This is a genomic window from Intrasporangium calvum DSM 43043, assembly GCF_000184685.1.
GTDB lineage: Bacteria > Actinomycetota > Actinomycetes > Actinomycetales > Dermatophilaceae > Intrasporangium > Intrasporangium calvum.
Genome location: NC_014830.1, coordinates 1,843,279 through 1,860,927, shown reverse-complemented (window position 1 = coordinate 1,860,927; position 17,649 = coordinate 1,843,279). Strand labels below are relative to the sequence as shown.

Here is a 17,649-nt window from a genome sequence, read left to right as displayed (position 1 = left end):
GGAAGGGCCGTACCGGTGGTCGACCTGCCGGTGGTCGACCTGCCGGTGGTCGACCTGCCGATACGGGCCTGCGATGGGATGGGGTGTCCGGATCCTGCGGAGGGGGCTTGTGGTGGGGCCGGTGCGTCTGGCTCAGACGGTCAGCGGGCGGTCCGTCGGGGCGATCGGCCGGGGCAGGGAGCTCGAGCCGGTGAGCCAGGCGTCGACTCCCGCAGCAGCAGCCCGGCCCTCCGCGATGGCCCACACGATGAGGCTCTGCCCGCGGCCCGCGTCCCCAGCGACGAAGACGCCGGGAACGGTGGACATGTAGTTCTTGTCCCTGCGCACGTTGGACCGCTCGTCGAGAGCCACCCCGAGCTGCTCGACGACACCTGGCCCCTGGGGTCCGAGGAACCCCATCGCGAGCAGCACGAGCTGCGCCGGGATCTCTCGCTCGGTCCCTGGCTTGGGCTGCGGGCGTCCTTCGACGAACTCCACCTCGACGAGCCGGAGCGCCGCGACGTTGCCCTCCGCGTCACCGGCGAACTCGGTCGTGCTCACCGAGTAGATCCGGTCACCGCCCTCCTCGTGCGCGCTCGCCACCCGGAAGAGCATCGGGTAGGTCGGCCAGGGCTGGCCCGCCGGACGGTCGTCACCGGGCTGGGGCATGATCTCGAGGCTCGTCACGGAGCGGGCGCCCTGCCGATGTGCGGTCCCGATGCAGTCGGCCCCGGTGTCGCCACCACCGATCACGATGACGTCCTTGCCGGTGGCCAGGATCTGGTCGGCGACGACCTCGCCGAGGGCCACCCGGTTGCCTTGGGGCAGGTAGTCCATCGCCTGGTGGATCCCGCGGAGCTGGCGGCCGGGCACGTCGAGGTCGCGGGGGACGGTGGCGCCCAGGGCGAGGACGACGGCGTCATAGCGGTCACGCAGCTGCCTACCGGTGATGTCGACCCCGACGGTGACGCCGTTGCGGAACCGGGTCCCTTCTGCCTCCATCTGACGCAGGCGCCGGTCGAGGACCGACTTCTCCATCTTGAACTCGGGGATGCCGTAGCGCAGCAGCCCGCCGGGCTTGTCGGCCCGCTCGAACACGGCCACGGTGTGGCCGGTCCTGGTCAGCTGCTGGGCCGCCGCCAGGCCGGCGGGTCCCGAGCCGACCACCGCCACGGTCTTGCCGGACAGGCGCTCCGGGGGAAGGGGCCGGACGAGACCACGGTCGAACGCCTGCTCGATCGTCGTCACCTCGACCTGCTTGATCGTCACGGCCGGCTGGTTGATGCCGAGCACGCACGCCGTCTCACACGGCGCCGGGCAGAGCCGGCCGGTGAACTCGGGGAAGTTGTTCGTCGCGTGCAGCCGCTCGATGGCGCTCGGCCAGTCGCCCCGCCACGCGTGAGTGTTCCACTCGGGGATCAGGTTCCCGAGTGGACACCCCTGGTGGCAGAACGGGATGCCGCAGTCCATACAACGACCGGCCTGGCGCTGGAGCTGCCCGAGCTCCTGCTCCTCGTAGACCTCCTTCCAGTCCCGGATGCGGACCGGGACGGGACGGCGGGCCGGGAGCTCGCGCTGCCGGGTCTTCAGGAAACCTTGGGGGTCAGCCACGGGAAGCCTCCATGATCCGGTCCCACACGTCCGTGCCGTCGAGGTCGAGGCCCTCGGCCTGCGCCTCCGCTCGGACGTCGAGGACACGTTGGTAGTCGCGCGGAAGAACGAGGGTGAACCGCTCACGGGCTGCGGACCAGTCGTCGAGCAGCGCCTGCGCCACAGGCGACTCCGTCCAGGTCACGTGGTCACCAAGCAGTCCGCGGACGACGCTCTCGTCGTCGGGCCGCAGGGGTGAGAGGTCGACCATCTCGTGGTTGACCAGCTCGGGGCGCAGGTCGAGGACGTAGGCCACCCCGCCGGACATGCCGGCAGCGAGGTTGCGGCCGGTGGCCCCGAGGATGAGGACGGTTCCGCCGGTCATGTACTCGCACCCGTGGTCACCGACGCCCTCGACGACCGCCCTGGCGCCCGAGTTTCGGACGCAGAAGCGCTCACCGACGGTGCCGCGCAGGAACAGCTCGCCCGTCGTCGCACCGTAGGCGATGACGTTCCCGGCGATGACGTTCTCCTCCGCGACGAGCGACGACTCCCGGTGCGGGCGGACAACGACCCGACCGCCTGACAGGCCCTTGCCGACGTAGTCGTTCGCGTCGCCGAAGAGCCTGATCGTCACGCCCGCAGGGAGGAACGCGCCGAACGACTGCCCGCCCGAGCCGGTCATCGTCAGCTCGATCGTGTTGTCCGGAAGCCCGTTGGGGTGCGCTCTGGTCACCTGGTGGCCGAGCATCGTCCCGACCGTCCGGTTGACGTTGCGCACGGAGATCTCGCTCCGTACCTGCTCCCCACCCTCGATCGCCGGCAGAGCCCGGGTGATGAGCTCGTTGTCGAGCGCCTTGTCGAGCCCGTGGTCCTGCGGTGTCGACTGGTAGAGCGTTCCTCCGGTGGGGTTGTCGGCGATGGCGAGGATCGGAGCCAGGTCGAGCCCCGATGCCTTCCAGTGTGCGATGGCCTTGTCCAGGTCGAGACTCGTGACCTGGCCGACTGCTTCCTCGATCGTCCGGAAGCCGAGTGCGGCGAGGTGCTCGCGCACCTCTTGGGCGATGTACTCGAAGAACGTCTCGACGAACTCGGGCTTGCCCGTGAACCGGGCCCGCAGCTCCGGGTTCTGGGTCGCGATGCCCACCGGGCACGTGTCGAGGTGGCAGACGCGCATCATGATGCAGCCCGACACGACGAGGGGCGCCGTCGCAAAGCCGAACTCCTCGGCTCCGAGCAGGGCCGCGATGACGACGTCCCGGCCGGTCTTCAGCTGCCCGTCCACCTGGACGACGATGCGGTCGCGCAGACCATTGAGGACGAGGGTCTGCTGGGCCTCTGCGAGCCCGAGCTCCCAGGGAGCCCCCGCGTGCTTGAGCGAGGTGAGCGGCGAGGCGCCGGTCCCGCCGTCGTGCCCCGAGATAAGCACGACGTCGGCATGCGCCTTGGACACCCCGGCCGCAACCGTACCGACCCCGACCTCGGACACGAGCTTGACGTGGATCCGGGCAGCAGGGTTGGCGTTCTTGAGGTCGTGGATGAGCTGGGCGAGGTCCTCGATCGAGTAGATGTCGTGGTGCGGGGGCGGCGAGATCAGACCGACACCCGGCGTCGAGTGTCGCGTCCGGGCCACCCACGGGTACACCTTGTGACCGGGCAGCTGCCCTCCCTCACCCGGCTTCGCGCCCTGGGCCATCTTGATCTGGATGTCGTCGGCGTGGGTCAGGTAGAGGCTCGTCACACCGAAGCGACCGGAGGCGACCTGCTTCACTGCGGAACGACGCTCCGGGTCGAGCAACCGCTCGATGTCCTCGCCTCCCTCGCCGGTGTTGGACCGCCCGCCCAGGCGGTTCATCGCGACGGCCAGCGTCTCGTGCGCCTCCTGGGAGATCGAGCCGTAGCTCATCGCGCCAGTGTTGAACCGCTTGACGATCTCGCTGACCGGCTCGACCTCGTCGAGGGGCACCGGGAGGCGGCCGGTCACCCCGGTCGGCTTGAACCCCATCAGCCCCCGCAGGGTCATCAGGCGCGAGGTCTGGTCGTCGATCCGCTCGGTGTACTGCTTGAAGATGTCGTAGCGGCGCTGTCTGGTCGAGTGCTGCAGGCGGAACACCGTCTCGGGGTCGAACAGGTGCGGCTCGCCCTCGCGACGCCACTGGTACTCACCGCCGACCTCGAGCACCCGGTGCGCCTGGTACACGCCGTCGGCCGGGTAGGCCTTGGCGTGTCGCCCGGCGGTCTCCTGGGCGATGACGTCCAGCCCGACCCCGCCGAGCTGCGACACGGTGCCGGCGAAGTACCGGTCAACGAGTTCCTGGGACAGGCCGATGGCCTCGAACACCTGCGCCCCCCGGTAGGAGGCGACGGTGGAGATGCCCATCTTGGACATGACCTTGAGGACGCCCTTCCCGAGCGCCTTGATGAGGTTCTTCACCGCCTGCTCGGGGGTCACGCCCTCGATCTGGCCGGACCGCACCAGGTCCTCGACGGTCTCCATGGCCAGGTACGGGTTGACCACCGCGGCACCGTAGCCGATGAGCAGGGCAACGTGGTGCACCTCGCGCACGTCCCCGGCCTCGATGACCAGGCCCACCTGGGTCCGGGTCTTCTCGCGGATCAGGTGATGGTGGACGGCGGCGGTGAGCAGCAGGGACGGGATCGGTGCGAGGTCGCGACCCGAGTCGCGGTCGGAGAGCACGACGAAGCGGGCACCGCGGGTGATGGCCTGCGACACCTCCGCGAAGATCTCCTCGAGGCGGTCGCGCATCGCCAGCGCTCCCCCGGTGACGTCGTAGAGGCCCCTGACGACGTGGGTGGCATAGCCGGGCAGGTCGCCGTCCGCGTTGATGTGGACGATCTTCGCGAGCTCGTCGTTGTCGATGACCGGGAAGGTGAGGACGACCTGGCGCGCATGGGCCGGGGAGGCCGACAGGGCGTTGCCCTCCGGCCCCATCGTCGTGCCGAGCGAGGTGACCAGCTCCTCCCGGATCGCGTCGAGCGGCGGGTTCGTCACCTGGGCGAAGAGCTGGGTGAAGTAGTCGAAGAGCAGGCGGGGGCGCGACGACAGAACGGCGATCGGGGTGTCGGTGCCCATCGACCCCAGCGCCTCCGCACCAGACTTGGCCATCGGCGTCAGCAGCAGGCGCAGGTCCTCGCTCGTGTAGCCGAAGGTCTGCTGCCGACGGGCCACCGAGGCTGAGGTGTGGACGATGTGCTCGCGTTCCGGCAGGTCCTCGAGCCGGAGGAGGCCGGCGTGCAGCCACTCGCCGTACGGCTTCCCCGCCGCGAGCTGCCCCTTGATCTCGTCGTCACCGACGATGCGGCCGTGCTCGGTGTCGACGAGGAACATCTTGCCGGGCTGGAGCCGGCCGCGCTGCACCACGCGGGCAGGATCGAGGTCGAGCACACCCGACTCGGAGGCGAGGACGACGAGCCCGTCGTCGGTGACGCTGTACCGCCCCGGACGAAGACCGTTGCGGTCGAGCACGGCGCCCACGAGGGTGCCGTCGGTGAAACAGACGTTGGCCGGGCCGTCCCAGGGCTCCATGAACATCGAGTGGAACTCGTAGAAGGCACGACGAGCCGGATCCATCAGCTCATGGTTCTCCCACGCCTCCGGGATCATCATCAGGACCGCGTGCGGCAGCGACCGACCGCCGAGGTGGAGCAGCTCGAGCACCTCGTCGAAGCTGGCCGAGTCCGACGCCCCCGGCGTGCAGATCGGGAAGAGCCGCTCGAGGTCACCGGGGATGATGTCGGACGTGAGGAGGCTCTCTCGGGCCCGCATCCAGTTCCGGTTGCCCTTGACCGTGTTGATCTCACCGTTGTGGGCGATGAGGCGGTACGGGTGCGCCAGTGGCCACGACGGGAAGGTGTTGGTCGAGAACCGGGAGTGGACGAGCGCGAGCTCGGTCGCGAAGCGGGGGTCAGACAGATCCGGGAAGAACGGCTCGAGCTGCCCGGTGGTCAGCATTCCCTTGTAGACCACGGTGCGTGCGGAGAGCGAGGCGAAGTAGACCTCCACCTCGCGCTCGGCGCGCTTGCGCAGCCCGAACGCGAGACGGTCGAGCCCGAGTGCCACCTGACGTCCCATGGCGGAGCTGACGAAGAGCTGCTCGAAGTGCGGCATGCACGCGCGCGCCGCCTCGCCGACGAGATCAGCGTCGACGGGCACCTCACGCCAGCCGAGGACCTTGAGGTGCTCCTCGACGGCGAGCTCCTCGATCCGCGCCTTGGCCGCCGCCCGAGCGGCGGGGTCGGTGGGCAGGAAGGCGAGCCCAGCGGCATACGCCCCCGAGTTGGGGAGGGTGAAGGGCACGACCGCGCGGAAGAACGCGTCCGGAACCTGGGTGAGGATGCCGGCACCGTCACCGACGAGGGGGTCGGCTCCGGTGGCGCCACGGTGGTCGAGGTTGCGCAGCGCCGTCAGCGCGTGGTCGACGATGTCGTGGCCGGCCGATCCCCTCATCGTCGCGATGAGCGCGACCCCGCAGGCGTCGTGCTCGAACTCGCGGCGGTACAACCCGGAGTCCTCCGGCTGGGCACTGAACAGTGCGCGCGGTCGGGTGTGCGGCGACATCTTCACCGTCCTTCTGGCAGTAATCAATCCCCTGGCATGACAAAGGGCACGTGGACGGCTCTGGCCACAAGCATTGGGGAGAAAGATACTGCCGGCCCGTCCCGTCCTACGTATTGATACGGGTGATTTCGGATCGTGAGACAGCGAACGGCGCGGCAGGCCTCAGGGCGGTGGCTCCGGCAGGTCAGCACTCGCCTCGGCATCGGTGGATCGGGCCGCGGTCCGGTCGCTGGCGTGGCTGGTCGGGCCCGCACCATCCGCCACCGCTGCGGCGTCGGCGTCGAGCGGTTCGGCCGGCCGCTCGCTCCGCCTCCCGAACCACCACCACAACCACGCGCCGAGGAGGAAGACGAGGATCGAGGTCCACGTGTTGACCCGCTGGCCCAGGATGTGGGTGGCCGGGTCGGTCCGCATGTTCTCCACGATGATGCGCCCGACCGGGTAGCCCATGACGTACGCCGCGAAGACCTGCCCACGGGCCGGCCGGAACCGTCGCCCCAGCCAGATGAGGAAGGCGGCCAGCACGAGCACCCACAGGGCCTCGTACAGGAAGGTGGGGTGGAAGTAGCCGAGGACGACCGGGGCACCCGAGGCGTCGAGCCGAGCCCGACCCGCGGCCTGGTCCCACTCGTGGATCTGCAGCCTCCAGGGCACGTCCGTGGGAGCGCCGTAGAGCTCGTTGTTGAACCAGTTGCCGAACCGCCCCATGGCCTGGGCGATCGCCACGCCCGGCGCGGCGGCGTCGACGAAGTCGCGGAAGTCCACCCCCGCCTTGCGGCAGCCGATCCAGGCCCCCACCGCCCCCAGGGCGACCGCCCCCCAGATGCCGAGCCCACCCTCATAGATCTTGAGGGCGTCCATCGGGTTGCGACCTGCACCGAAGTACTTGTCGGCGTCCGTGATGACGTGGTAGAGCCGGCCGCCGACGATACCGAAGGGCACGGCCCAGGCGGAGATGTCGATGGCGACCTCCGCGGCGGCTCCCCGCGTGGCCAGCCGGCGTTGCGTCAGCCAGACGGCCACGACGATCCCAGCGAGGATGCACATGGCGTAGGCGCGGATCGGCAGCGGCCCGAGGTGCCACACGGCCTGCGTGGGCGAGGGGATCTCCATCCCGAGGGTGGCGCTCGTCGGAGCGGTCATCAGCTGAGTCATCACCCGGCTCACGACCGTCCCCTCCGGACGCCCGCGGCGAGGTCGCGCACGAGCTCCTCGAGTGCCATGAGCCCTGATGCGGGGGTCGACGCCTCGGTGAGGCACCGGACGAGCGCCGACCCGACGATGACACCGTCCGCGAACCGACCCACCTGACTCGCCTGTTCGCCGGTGGACACACCGAGGCCGACACAGATCGGTAGGTCCGTGACGGCCCTCGTGCGGACGACGAGGTCCTCGGCCGCGTCCCCGACGCTCGACCGGGCCCCGGTGACGCCCATGACGGCCGTCGCGTAGACGAAGCCGCGGGACCGTGACGTCACTGCGGCCAGCCGCTCCGGCGTCGAGCTCGGGGCGACGAGGAACACCTTGTCGAGGCCGTGCTCGTCCGCCGCGCCGATCCAGTCCGCTGCCTCGTCGGGGATGAGGTCGGGGGTGATGAGGCCGTCGCCGCCGGCCGCCGCGAGATCGGCGGCGAAGCGGTCCACGCCGTAGCGCAGCACCGGGTTCCAGTAGGTCATCACGAGGGCTCCAGCGCCCGCGGCACGCACGGCGCGGACCGCGGCGAAGGTGTCCGCCAGGCGGACCCCTCCCTCGAGGGCACGAACGGCGGCGTCCTGGATGACCGGGCCGTCCATCACGGGGTCGCTGTAGGGCACGCCGATCTCGACGATGTCCACCCCGGCCCGGACCAGCAGCTCCATCGCCTCGATGGAGCCGGCGACGGACGGGAAGCCGACGGGCAGGTAGCCGATGAGGGCCGCACGCCCTTCGGCCCGGCAGGCCTCGATGATCGGGCTGACGCTCACTGTTGCGGTCCCATTCCCTTCGGGCCGGCGTCGCCGTCGGCCCCGTCCGGTGGCGCGGTCACCGTGCCGCGCTCGTCGATCAGGCCGAACCACTCAGCCGCGGTGTGCACGTCCTTGTCGCCCCGACCGGACAGGTTGACGAGGATGACGGCGTCTCGACCCAGCTCACGGCCGAGCTGCATGGCGCCGGCGAGGGCGTGCGCGCTCTCGATGGCCGGGAGGATCCCCTCGGTGCGGGCGAGGAGGCGGAACGCCTCCATCGCCTCGACGTCGGTGATCGGACGGTACTCGGCCCGCCCGGACTCGCGCAGCAGTGCGTGCTCGGGACCGACGCTGGGGTAGTCCAGACCCGCGGAGACGCTGTGGGACTCGATGGTCTGCCCGTCCTCGTCCTGGAGGACGTAGGTGAACGCGCCGTGGAGCACGCCGGGGACACCGGCGGAGAAGCGGGCCGCATGCTTGCCGGACTCCACGCCTGACCCGCCGGCTTCGAGCCCGACGAGGCGGACGGACGCGTCGTCGAGGAAGCGGTGGAAGATCCCGATCGCGTTGGACCCCCCGCCCACGCAGGCGCAGACGACGTCCGGCAGCCGGCCGACGAGGTCGAGGACCTGCTGTCTCGCCTCGATCCCGATCACCCGGTGGAACTCGCGGACCATCTCCGGGAACGGGTGGGGACCGGTGACGGTGCCGAGCACGTAGTGGGTCGTCGCGACGTTGGCGACCCAGTCCCGGAACGCCTCGTTGACGGCGTCCTTGAGGGTCTGGCTGCCGTGCTCGACCGGGACGACCTCGGCCCCCAGCAGCCGCATCCGGGCCACGTTGAGGGCCTGCCGCTCGGTGTCCTTCTTGCCCATGTAGACGACGCACTCGAGGCCGAGGAGGGCCGCTGCGGTCGCGGTCGCCACCCCGTGCTGGCCCGCTCCCGTCTCGGCGATGACGCGGGTCTTGCCCATCCGTTGGGTGAGCAGCGCCTGACCGAGCACGTTGTTGATCTTGTGCGAGCCAGTGTGGTTGAGGTCCTCGCGCTTGAGGAGGACGCGCGCGCCGCCGCAGTGCTCGGCGAACCGCGGCACCTCGGTGATGATGCTGGGCCGGCCGGTGTAGGTGCGGTGCAGCCGCTCGAGCTCGCCGGTGAAGGCCGGGTCGACGACGGCCTTGCGCCAGACCTCCTCCAGCTGCTCGAGCGCCGGGATGAGCGCCTCGGGGACGTAGCGGCCACCGAACCGGCCGAAGCGTCCGACCGGCTCTGGCATGGGCATGGGCGTGGGCATGGTCACTCCTTGTCCTGGGGCGCGGCCGACGCGCTGCCGGCCGCTGCGGCCCGGACCCCGGACGCGGCCGTGATGAACGCCGCCACGGCCTCGGCCGGCGCGCCGCCGGTGACGAGGGCCTCGCCGACGAGGACGGCTCCGGCACCGGCCCGGACGTAGTCCGCCACGTCGGCCGGCCCCGACACCCCGGACTCGGCGACCGCCACGACGTCGCTCGGCAGCAGGGGAAGCAGGTCGGCGACCACCTGTCGGTCGACCTCGAGGGTCTTGAGGTTGCGGGCGTTGACGCCGACGAGGGACGGTCGGACGGCCAGGGCGCGCTCGAGCTCGGCAGCGTCGTGCACCTCGACGAGGGGCGTCATCCCGAGGCGGGTCGCGAGGTCGTGCAGGTCGCTCAGCTGCTCGTCGTCGAGCGCCGAGGCCATCAGCAGGACGAGGTCCGCACCGTGGGCCCGGGCCTCGTACACCTGGTAAGCGTCGACGATGAAGTCCTTGCGCAACACCGGGATCGACACGGCCGAGCGCACCAGGTCGAGGTCGGCGAGGCTCCCACCGAAGCGACGCTGCTCGGTCAGGACGCTGACCGCGCTGGCCCCTCCGGCGGCGTAGGCGGCGGCGAGCGCCCCCGGCTCGGGGATGTCCGCGAGGGCACCTTTGCTCGGGCTGCGCCGCTTCACCTCGGCGATGACGGCGACGCCCGGCGCGGTCCGGAAGACGGGCAGCGGGTCGAGGGCGGGCGGGGCGGCTGCGGCCATCGCCTCGATCTGTTGGAACGACGTCGCGGCGCGGCGGGCCGCGAGATCCTCGCGGACGCCGCTGATGATCTCGTCGAGAACCGTCGGCACTGCTCTCAGCTCTTGCCGACGGTCGAGGTGCCGCGCTCGTCGGGGGCGTCGGCGAGGAGGTCCTCGCCCTCGCGGTCGTGCGCCTTGCTGCCGTAGCCGGCCATGGCCAGCACCTTGCCGGCAACGGCACCGGCGACGATGACGACCGCTGCGACGATGCCGAGCACCAGGCTCGGGATGACGACGGCGATGCTGCCGAGGGCAGCCCCGACGAGCATGATGCCCACCGCGGTCCACGCCGCCGTGCTGTGTCCGTGGTCCTCGTGGTGCTCTTCCATGGCGTTGTCTCCCATCCGGTCGGCGTCCGTCGTGATCGCCGATGCGTCGTCCGGCGGCTGCTCGGTTGACTGTGTCGGTGACTCTCGCGGGGAGGCTGGCTGGTTCTCCCTGTGAGTCGGTCCGGGCCGCCCTCGAGTCATTCTGTCAGGTCAGGTCCGTCATTCTGTCAGGCCCGCCCGGTCACGCCGGGTCCGGTCCGTCGCGGAGGGTGGGGTCGGCACCGTCGCTCAGCTCGTCCCACGCGGTGCGAACCTCACCTCGCGGGCCGCTTGCCGGTTTGGCTCGCTCGTAGCGTGCGGACAGACTGGCCCAGTGCCGGCTCGACCGTGCCGCGCCGAGGGACCCGACGAGGAGGAGGAGCCCGACGACCGCTGCTGCCCACCCCCACGCCGTGGTGGCGCCGGTGGCGTCGGGCGCGGTGGTCCGGGCCAGCTCCTGGGACAGTGCGCCGGCCACGACGCCGGCGGGGCGCAGCGCGACGCGCAGGACGAGCACGAGGGCGCCGGCCGCGGAGAGGACCAGCACGGCGCCGGACACCGCGCGGATGACGCGGCCGCCGGACATCAGGGCGAGCAGGGAGATGACACAGATCACGGCCAGGCCGACCGCCCCGGGGGCGGCGCGGCCGCCCGCCACGTCGATGGCCCCGGCGCTGAGCACGTCGCCGGTCCTACCGCGGGCCCAGGGCTGGGTGGCGAGGCCGATGAGCGCTACGGCGGGCAGCGCCACGACCAGGGCGGAGCGACGCTTGCCGAGCACCATCTGACCACTGAACCGGCTGGTCACCGGATCACCGGACGCATCCCGGCGGCAGCGGCGACGGCGCGGAGGGCTGCCGCAGCCTTGTTGATGGTCTCCTCGTACTCGAGGTGCGGCACCGAGTCGGCGACGATGCCCGCCCCCGCCTGGACGTGCGCCTGCCCGTCCTTGATCAGGGCGGTTCGGATGGCGATGGCCAGGTCGAGGTCGCCCGCGAAGTCGAGGTAGCCCACCACCCCGCCGTAGAGCCCGCGGCGAAGCCCCTCGTAGTGGTCGATGAGGGCCATGGCGCGCGGCTTGGGTGCGCCGGAGAGCGTGCCGGCGGGGAACGTGGCCACGAGGGCGTCATAGGCGCTGCAGTCGGGGCGCAGCTCCCCCACGACGGTCGACTCGATGTGCATGATGTGGCTGTACCGCCGGACCGACATGAAGTCCACGGTGTCCACGGTCCCGGCCCGGCAGATCCGTTGCAGGTCGTTGCGGGCCAGGTCGACGAGCATGAGGTGCTCGGCGCGTTCCTTGGCGTCGCCCAGCAGGTCCTCGGCCAGGTGGGCGTCGTGGTCCGGGCTCTTGCCGCGCGGTCTGGACCCGGCGATCGGGTGGGTGATCGCCTGCCGACCGGTGACCTTGATGAGGGCTTCCGGGCTCGACCCCACGACGTCGTAGGAGGACCCGTCGGGGTGCGGTAGCCGGAGCAGGTACATGTAGGGGCTCGGGTTGCTGACGCGCAGTGCGCGGTAGACGTCGAGGGCGTCGGCGGGGCACGGCACGGTGAACCGCTGGGACACGACGATCTGGAACGCCTCCCCCGCCCGGATCGCCTCCTTGGCCTGCTCGACCATCGCCTCGAACTGTTCCTCCGTGTGGCTGCTGCGCGGCTCGGAGGCACGTGGCTCGATCGACACCACGGTGCTCGGTGCGGGCGCGGCGAGCTCCTCGGTCATCCGGTCGAGACGGGCGACGGCGTCGGCCCACGCCTCCTCGATGCGCTCGTCGGTGGCATCGCGGTTCACGGCGTTGGCGACGAGGAGCAGGGACCCGTCGCTGTGGTCGAAGACGGCGAGGTCGGTCGCGAGCATCATCGCGAGCTCGGGCAGGTGCAGCTCGTCGCGTCCCTCGTCGGGCACGCGCTCCCATCGCCGCACCGCGTCGTAGCTGATCGCGCCGACGAGGCCGCCGGTCAGCGGGGGCAGCCCGGGGATCCGGGGGGTCGCGAGCGCGGCGACGGTGTCCCGCACCGCGGCGGCCGGGTCCCCTGACTGCGGGAGGCCGACGGGCGGGTCACCGATCCAGTGGGCCTGCCCGTCGCGTTCGGTCAGCGTCGCCGCGCACCGCGCTCCGACGATCGAGTAGCGGGACCACACGCCGCCGTGCTCGGCGGACTCGAGCAGGAAGGTCCCGGGCTCGCTCTTGGCGAGCTTGCGGTACACCCCGACCGGGGTCTCCGCGTCCGCCAGGACCCGTCGCACGACGGGGATGACGCGGGTGTGGCCGAGGGCGAGCTCGGTGAAGACGGCCAGGTCGGGCCAGGTGCCACCCCAGGTGAGGTCGGCCTGTGGAACGGGCCCGGCGACCGCCTCTGTCCCGCCGTGGGTGGCCGTGCTGGTCGTCGTCGAGGTCATGTCGGGCACGGGGTCATTCTCGCGCACGGGAGAGGTGCCCCGCGTCGCGCCCGTCGGGCGAGACGTCCGGCAGGCCGTTCAGTGGCCGAGACCGGTCGGGGCGGCGCCGACGACGGCGGGCAGGAGGCGCGCGTCGAAGCAGGTGCGGTCGCCGGTGTGGCAGGCCGCTCCGACCTGGTCCACCTGGACCAGGAGGGCGTCGCCGTCGCAGTCGAGCCGGATGCCCTTGACCCACTGGACGTGGCCGCTCGTGTCCCCCTTGCGCCAGTAGGACTGACGGCTGCGCGACCAGAAGGTCACCCGGCCCTCGGTGAGCGTGCGCCGCAGGGCCTCGTCGTCCATCCAGCCGAGCATGAGGACCTCCCCCGTGTCGTGCTGTTGGACGACGGCCGCGACGAGGCCGTGGTCGTCGCGCTTGAGCATCGCGGCGATGGCGGGGTCGAGCTCGGTCAGGCTGGGGCTGCTCTCGGTCACCGGCACATTGTGCCCGCTCTGGCTCGGGGCACGATGCCGTATGCCGCTGGGCTCGGTCGCGCGGTCCCTCCACCGCCGGCGGGTGCCCGGGTTCAGGGCTCCCGCTGCTGGGCGACCCACGACTCGTGCAGCCGGCTGTACACGCCGCCCCGGCCGACGAGCTCGGTGTGCGTGCCACGCTCGACGATCCTGCCGTCATCGACGACGACCACCTCGTCGGCTGCCTCCGCGGTGGAGAGCCGGTGGGCGATGGCGATCGACGTCCGGCCCCGGGTCAGCGAGTCCAGCGCGCGCTGGAGACGGATCTCGGTGCCCGGGTCGACCGCGGAGGTCGCCTCGTCGAGCACGAGGAGGTCGGGATCCGCGAGGTAGGCACGGGCGAGGGCGACGAGCTGGCGCTCGCCGGCCGAGAGCGACTCGCCGCGCTGCCCGACGTGGGTGGCGAGGCCGAGCGGGAGCGTCGCGACCCAACCGTCGAGGCCGAGCTCGGTCACGGTGAGCCGGATCTCCGCGTCCGTGGCGCCGGGTCGGCCGAAACGGATGTTCTCGAGCAGGGTGGCGTCGAAGAGGAACCCCTCCTGCGGGACGAGCACGACGCGCTGTCGCAGCGAGGCGAAAGCCAGCTCGCGCACGTCGGTGTCATCGAGGAGGACGCGTCCGCTGGACGGGTCCATGAGGCGTGTCAGGAGCTTCGCCAGGGTCGACTTGCCCGAGCCGGTCTCGCCGACGACGGCAACCCGGCTCCGCGGCGCGATGGTGAGGTCGATGTCGTGGAGGACCGCCGCTCCTCCGGGGTAGGCGAAGCCCACGTCGTCGAAGCGGACGGTGATCGGCCCCCGAGGCAGGGTGCGGCCGCTCGCCGGGTCGGCGACGTCGGCCGGGGTGTCGATGATGCCGATGACTCGTCGCCAGCCGGCGACGGCGTTCTGCATCTCGTTGAGGATCTCGGTGGCCTGCTGGACGGGCATCGTGAAGAGGTTGACGAGGAACAGGAAGGCGAGCAGCTCTCCGAGGGTGAGCCGCCCCCCGGCCGCGAGCACCGTGCCGACGACGAGGACGACGGCGGTGGTCAGCCCGGCGACGAGCTGCCCGGAGGTGAAGGCGAGCACGGCTCTGGCCTGCGCGGCGATGGCGGCGGCTCGGTGGTTCTCGATCGCCGAGTCGATCCGCTGCGCGGTGCGCTCCTCGACCCCGTACGCGCGGATCGCCTGGGCCCCCACGACGGCCTCGGAGATGGCTGCGAGCAGGTCCCCGACGCGCTCGCGAACCGTGGTGTAGCCGCGGCCGACGACGCCCTGCAGCAGGCGGATGATGAAGAAGAGCGGGACGAAGCAGGCCCAGACGACGAGGGCGAGCAGGGGGCTGTACACGAGCATGAGGACCGTCGCCAGGCTGATCTGGGCGACGTTCACCAAGAGCATGAGCCCGCCGAACTGCACGAACATCGAGATCGTGTCGACGTCGGACGTGACCCGGGAGACGAGGGACCCTCGCCGTTCGGTGTTCTGCGTCAGCATGGCGAGGTCATGGATGTGGCGGAACCCGTGGACCCGCAGCGTCGCGAGGCCGGTCTCGGAGGAGCGGAACAGGCGGACGTTGACGAGGTAGGCGGACAGCGCGGTGACGACGACGCCGGCCAGGGCCAGCGCGAGGTACCGCAGGACGACCTCAGGGCGGGGTCCGCCCGAGCCGAGGATCCCCTCATCCGTCACCCGCTGGACGACGAAGGGCACGAGGACCCGGCCGAGCGTCGAGAGCCCGGCGAGGAGCACGGTGACCCCGATGCCCCGGCGCAGCTGGGGCGACAGCTGGATGCCACGACGAAGCGTGGCCCAGGTCGACAGCTCCCGCCCGGACGCGACGCCGTGGTGCTCCACCGGGGCCACGAAGCGCCTGCTCATCGGGAGACCTCCTCGGCGCTCGTGATCGCGGCGCGCTCTGCGGCTTCGCGGGCGTAGGCGGTGACCAGCCCCTCGTAGCCTGCGCAGCGGCCCAGCAGCTCGGCGTGCGTGCCGTGGTCGACGACGTGCCCCTCCTCGACGTAGACGACCTCGTCGGCGAGGAGAACCGTCGCCATCCGGTAGGCGACGACGACGACCGTCGTCCCGGAGCTCGCTGCGCGCAGCCGGGACAGGATCGCCTGTTCCACCGACGGGTCGACGGCCGAGGTGGCGTCGTCGAGGATGAGCAGCTGGGGGTCTCGGATGACTGCGCGGGCCAGGGCGACCCGCTGCCGCTGGCCGCCGGACAGGCTGGCCCCCCGCTCCCCGACGCGTGTGTCCAGTCCGTCCGCGAGACGCCGCACGAAGGCTGCGGCGTGCGCCACCTCGAGGGCCCGCCAGACCGTCGCGTCGTCGTGCGGGGACCCCAGCGTGACGTTGCCACGGACGGTGTCGTCGAAGAGGAAGGTCTGCTGGGGGACGAGGGCGGCGACCTCGGACACGCCGCCACGCCGCACCTCGCGCAGGTCCACCTCGTCGATGAGGACGACACCGGAGTCCGGGTCGACGAGGCGCATGAGCAGGTTCGCCAGCGTCGACTTGCCGCTGCCCGTCGGCCCGACCAGGGCCACGGTGGCGCCGGCCGGGATCGCGAGGGTGACGTCGACGACAGCGGGGTTGACGGTCGGCTGGCCCTCCTCCGTCTCGATCTCGTAGGCGTACGAGACCGACTCCGCCGCGACAGCGCTCGCCCGACCTCGCGGCAGGTGACGGTCACCGTGGGCCATGGCGCCGGTCGCGTCGAGCACGGCCGACACCCGACGCCAGCCGACCACCGAGCGGGGCAGCTCGCCCAGCACCCACCCGAGCGCCCGGACCGGGAAGGCGGTGATGGAGAACAGGTAGGCGACCTGGACCACCTCGGCCGCTGTGAGGCCGCCGGAGCGGACCCGGTGGGTCCCGACGAGGAGCACGGCGAGCGTCCCCAGGGTCGGGATCGACTCGATGGCCGGGTCGAACCGGCCACGCGTCCGGCCCACCTCGATGTTCGCGTCGCGCAGCTCGTCGGCCACCGCCCGGAACCGCTCCGTCTCGTGGTCCTCCCGACCGAGTGACTTGACGACGAGCGCGGCCTCGAAGCTCTCGTGGGCAACTTCCGACACGTCGGCCCGCAGCTGCTGGGCCCGGGTCATCCTCGGGGACATCGCCCGCTGGAAGGCGACGTTGGCCGCGAAGAGCATCGGGAAGACCGTCAGGCCCACGAGGGCGAGAAAGGGGTCGACGACGAGCATCTGGACGATCCCGAACGCCAGCATGACGACGACCCCGATCGCCATGGGCAGTGGGGCGAAGATGTTCCACGTCGCCTCGACGTCGGCGTTTGCGTTGGAGAGCAGCTGGCCCGACGGGTGCCGGTGGTGCCAGCTGAGGGGCAGCCGCAGGTACTGACGCGTCACGTCGCGCCGGTACTGCGCCCCGAGGTTGTACATCGCGATGCCCCCGGCGAGGCGTCGACCGATGACACCCACGACGTTGACGACGACGACGGCGCTGAGAACCCCGCCGACGAACCACAGCTGGGCTCCGGTGGCTCGTCCCGCCGCGATGGCCGGGGCGACCGCCTCCTGCACGGTCCAGCCGATCGCCCAGGCGGTGAGCCCGGTCATGACGCCGTAGACGGTGGCCCCGAGGACCGCGACCGAGAACCAGCCGCGCTGGCCGGCGATGCCGCGGCGGACGACAGCCAGCCCCTCCCGCAGGGTGGAGCCCCCCGGAGGCGGTTGGACACCGGTCACGGGTGGAACCCCGCGCGGGGAGCAGTGGGCACCCAGTACCGCCGGCTCGTCCCCCTGACGTCCTCGAGGACGCCCCCGGCGGCCAGGATGGTGCGGGCGGAGGCGAGGTTGTCGTCCTCGCAGGTGACGAGCGCCGGGTCGACACCGAACCGCGCGGCGATGCCGAGGGCCTGCCGGAGCGCTGCGGTGGCGACGCCCCGGCGTCGGGCGCTCGGCCGGACGGCGTAGCCGATGTGGCCCCCGACGACGAGGAGTGCAGCGGTGAGGCGATGGCGCACCGTGATGGTGCCGACGAGCCGTTCGTCGTCGATGACCCACCGGTAGGACGCGGGCACCCAGCCCTCGGGGAGGTCCGAGCCGTCGACCTCATAGGAGGCGAGCAGGTCCACCCAGGCCTCGAGCCCGCCCGGTCGCTCGAGGTCGGCCCGGTCGTCGGGCCGGTACGCCGAGCCATGGATGGCAGCCGTCCCGAACTCGTCCACGAGCTCCCACCACTGATCGGCCAGGAGGCTGGTCGGTCGGACGAGTTCGATCACTCCACGACCCTA

General features: G+C 71.6%; 13 protein-coding genes. All 13 read right to left on the bottom strand.

Going from position 1 to position 17,649, the window contains the following annotated elements; translation table 11 throughout:
- Positions 1 to 132 precede the first annotated feature (132 nt).
- Complete coding sequence (locus INTCA_RS08340; protein ID WP_013492473.1) at positions 133 to 1,590, bottom strand: glutamate synthase subunit beta; 1,458 nt, start codon at positions 1,588 to 1,590, stop codon at positions 133 to 135.
- Positions 1,583 to 6,148, bottom strand: coding sequence for a glutamate synthase large subunit (gene gltB, locus INTCA_RS08335; RefSeq protein ID WP_013492472.1), 4,566 nt, complete (start codon positions 6,146 to 6,148; stop codon positions 1,583 to 1,585). Before gltB ends, INTCA_RS08340 begins: the two co-directional genes overlap by 8 nt.
- A gap of 162 nt (positions 6,149 to 6,310) precedes the next feature.
- Positions 6,311 to 7,291, bottom strand: coding sequence for a prolipoprotein diacylglyceryl transferase (gene lgt, locus INTCA_RS08330; protein ID WP_244859897.1), 981 nt, complete (start codon positions 7,289 to 7,291; stop codon positions 6,311 to 6,313).
- Positions 7,292 to 7,311: 20 nt separating this feature from the next.
- Positions 7,312 to 8,112, bottom strand: a complete 801-nt coding sequence (gene trpA / locus INTCA_RS08325; RefSeq protein ID WP_013492470.1) for a tryptophan synthase subunit alpha — start codon at positions 8,110 to 8,112, stop codon at positions 7,312 to 7,314.
- Positions 8,109 to 9,386 (bottom strand): tryptophan synthase subunit beta, encoded by a 1,278-nt coding sequence (gene trpB / locus INTCA_RS08320; protein ID WP_013492469.1) that lies wholly within the window; start codon positions 9,384 to 9,386, stop codon positions 8,109 to 8,111. The genes trpA and trpB overlap by 4 nt, the downstream gene beginning before the upstream one ends.
- A 2-nt stretch (positions 9,387 to 9,388) precedes the next feature.
- Entirely contained in the window at positions 9,389 to 10,231 is an 843-nt protein-coding gene (gene trpC, locus INTCA_RS08315) for an indole-3-glycerol phosphate synthase TrpC (RefSeq protein WP_013492468.1), read from the bottom strand.
- Between the two features lie 5 nt (positions 10,232 to 10,236).
- The gene (locus tag INTCA_RS08310; RefSeq protein WP_013492467.1) at positions 10,237 to 10,509 is read right to left on the bottom strand and encodes an HGxxPAAW family protein; all 273 of its coding nucleotides are present in this window, start codon (positions 10,507 to 10,509) and stop codon (positions 10,237 to 10,239) included.
- Positions 10,510 to 10,690: 181 nt separating this feature from the next.
- A complete protein-coding gene (locus tag INTCA_RS08305) occupies positions 10,691 to 11,296 on the bottom strand; it encodes a Trp biosynthesis-associated membrane protein (RefSeq protein ID WP_013492466.1) in 606 nt (201 codons plus the stop codon).
- On the bottom strand, positions 11,293 to 12,891 hold the full coding sequence (locus tag INTCA_RS08300) for an anthranilate synthase component I (RefSeq protein WP_052338100.1): 1,599 nt from the start codon (positions 12,889 to 12,891) through the stop codon (positions 11,293 to 11,295). The genes INTCA_RS08305 and INTCA_RS08300 overlap by 4 nt, the downstream gene beginning before the upstream one ends.
- 78 nt (positions 12,892 to 12,969) lie before the next feature.
- Entirely contained in the window at positions 12,970 to 13,371 is a 402-nt protein-coding gene (hisI, locus tag INTCA_RS08295) for a phosphoribosyl-AMP cyclohydrolase (RefSeq protein WP_013492464.1), read from the bottom strand.
- Positions 13,372 to 13,457: 86 nt separating this feature from the next.
- Positions 13,458 to 15,266, bottom strand: coding sequence for an ABC transporter ATP-binding protein (locus tag INTCA_RS08290; protein ID WP_013492463.1), 1,809 nt, complete (start codon positions 15,264 to 15,266; stop codon positions 13,458 to 13,460).
- Entirely contained in the window at positions 15,263 to 17,101 is a 1,839-nt protein-coding gene (locus tag INTCA_RS08285; RefSeq protein ID WP_013492462.1) for an ABC transporter ATP-binding protein, read from the bottom strand. The genes INTCA_RS08290 and INTCA_RS08285 overlap by 4 nt, the downstream gene beginning before the upstream one ends.
- Positions 17,098 to 17,637 carry a GNAT family N-acetyltransferase gene (locus tag INTCA_RS08280; RefSeq protein ID WP_013492461.1) on the bottom strand — a complete coding sequence of 180 codons (540 nt, stop codon included), beginning with the start codon at positions 17,635 to 17,637 and terminating at the stop codon, positions 17,098 to 17,100. The genes INTCA_RS08285 and INTCA_RS08280 overlap by 4 nt, the downstream gene beginning before the upstream one ends.
- Between the last annotated feature and the right edge of the window lie 12 nt (positions 17,638 to 17,649).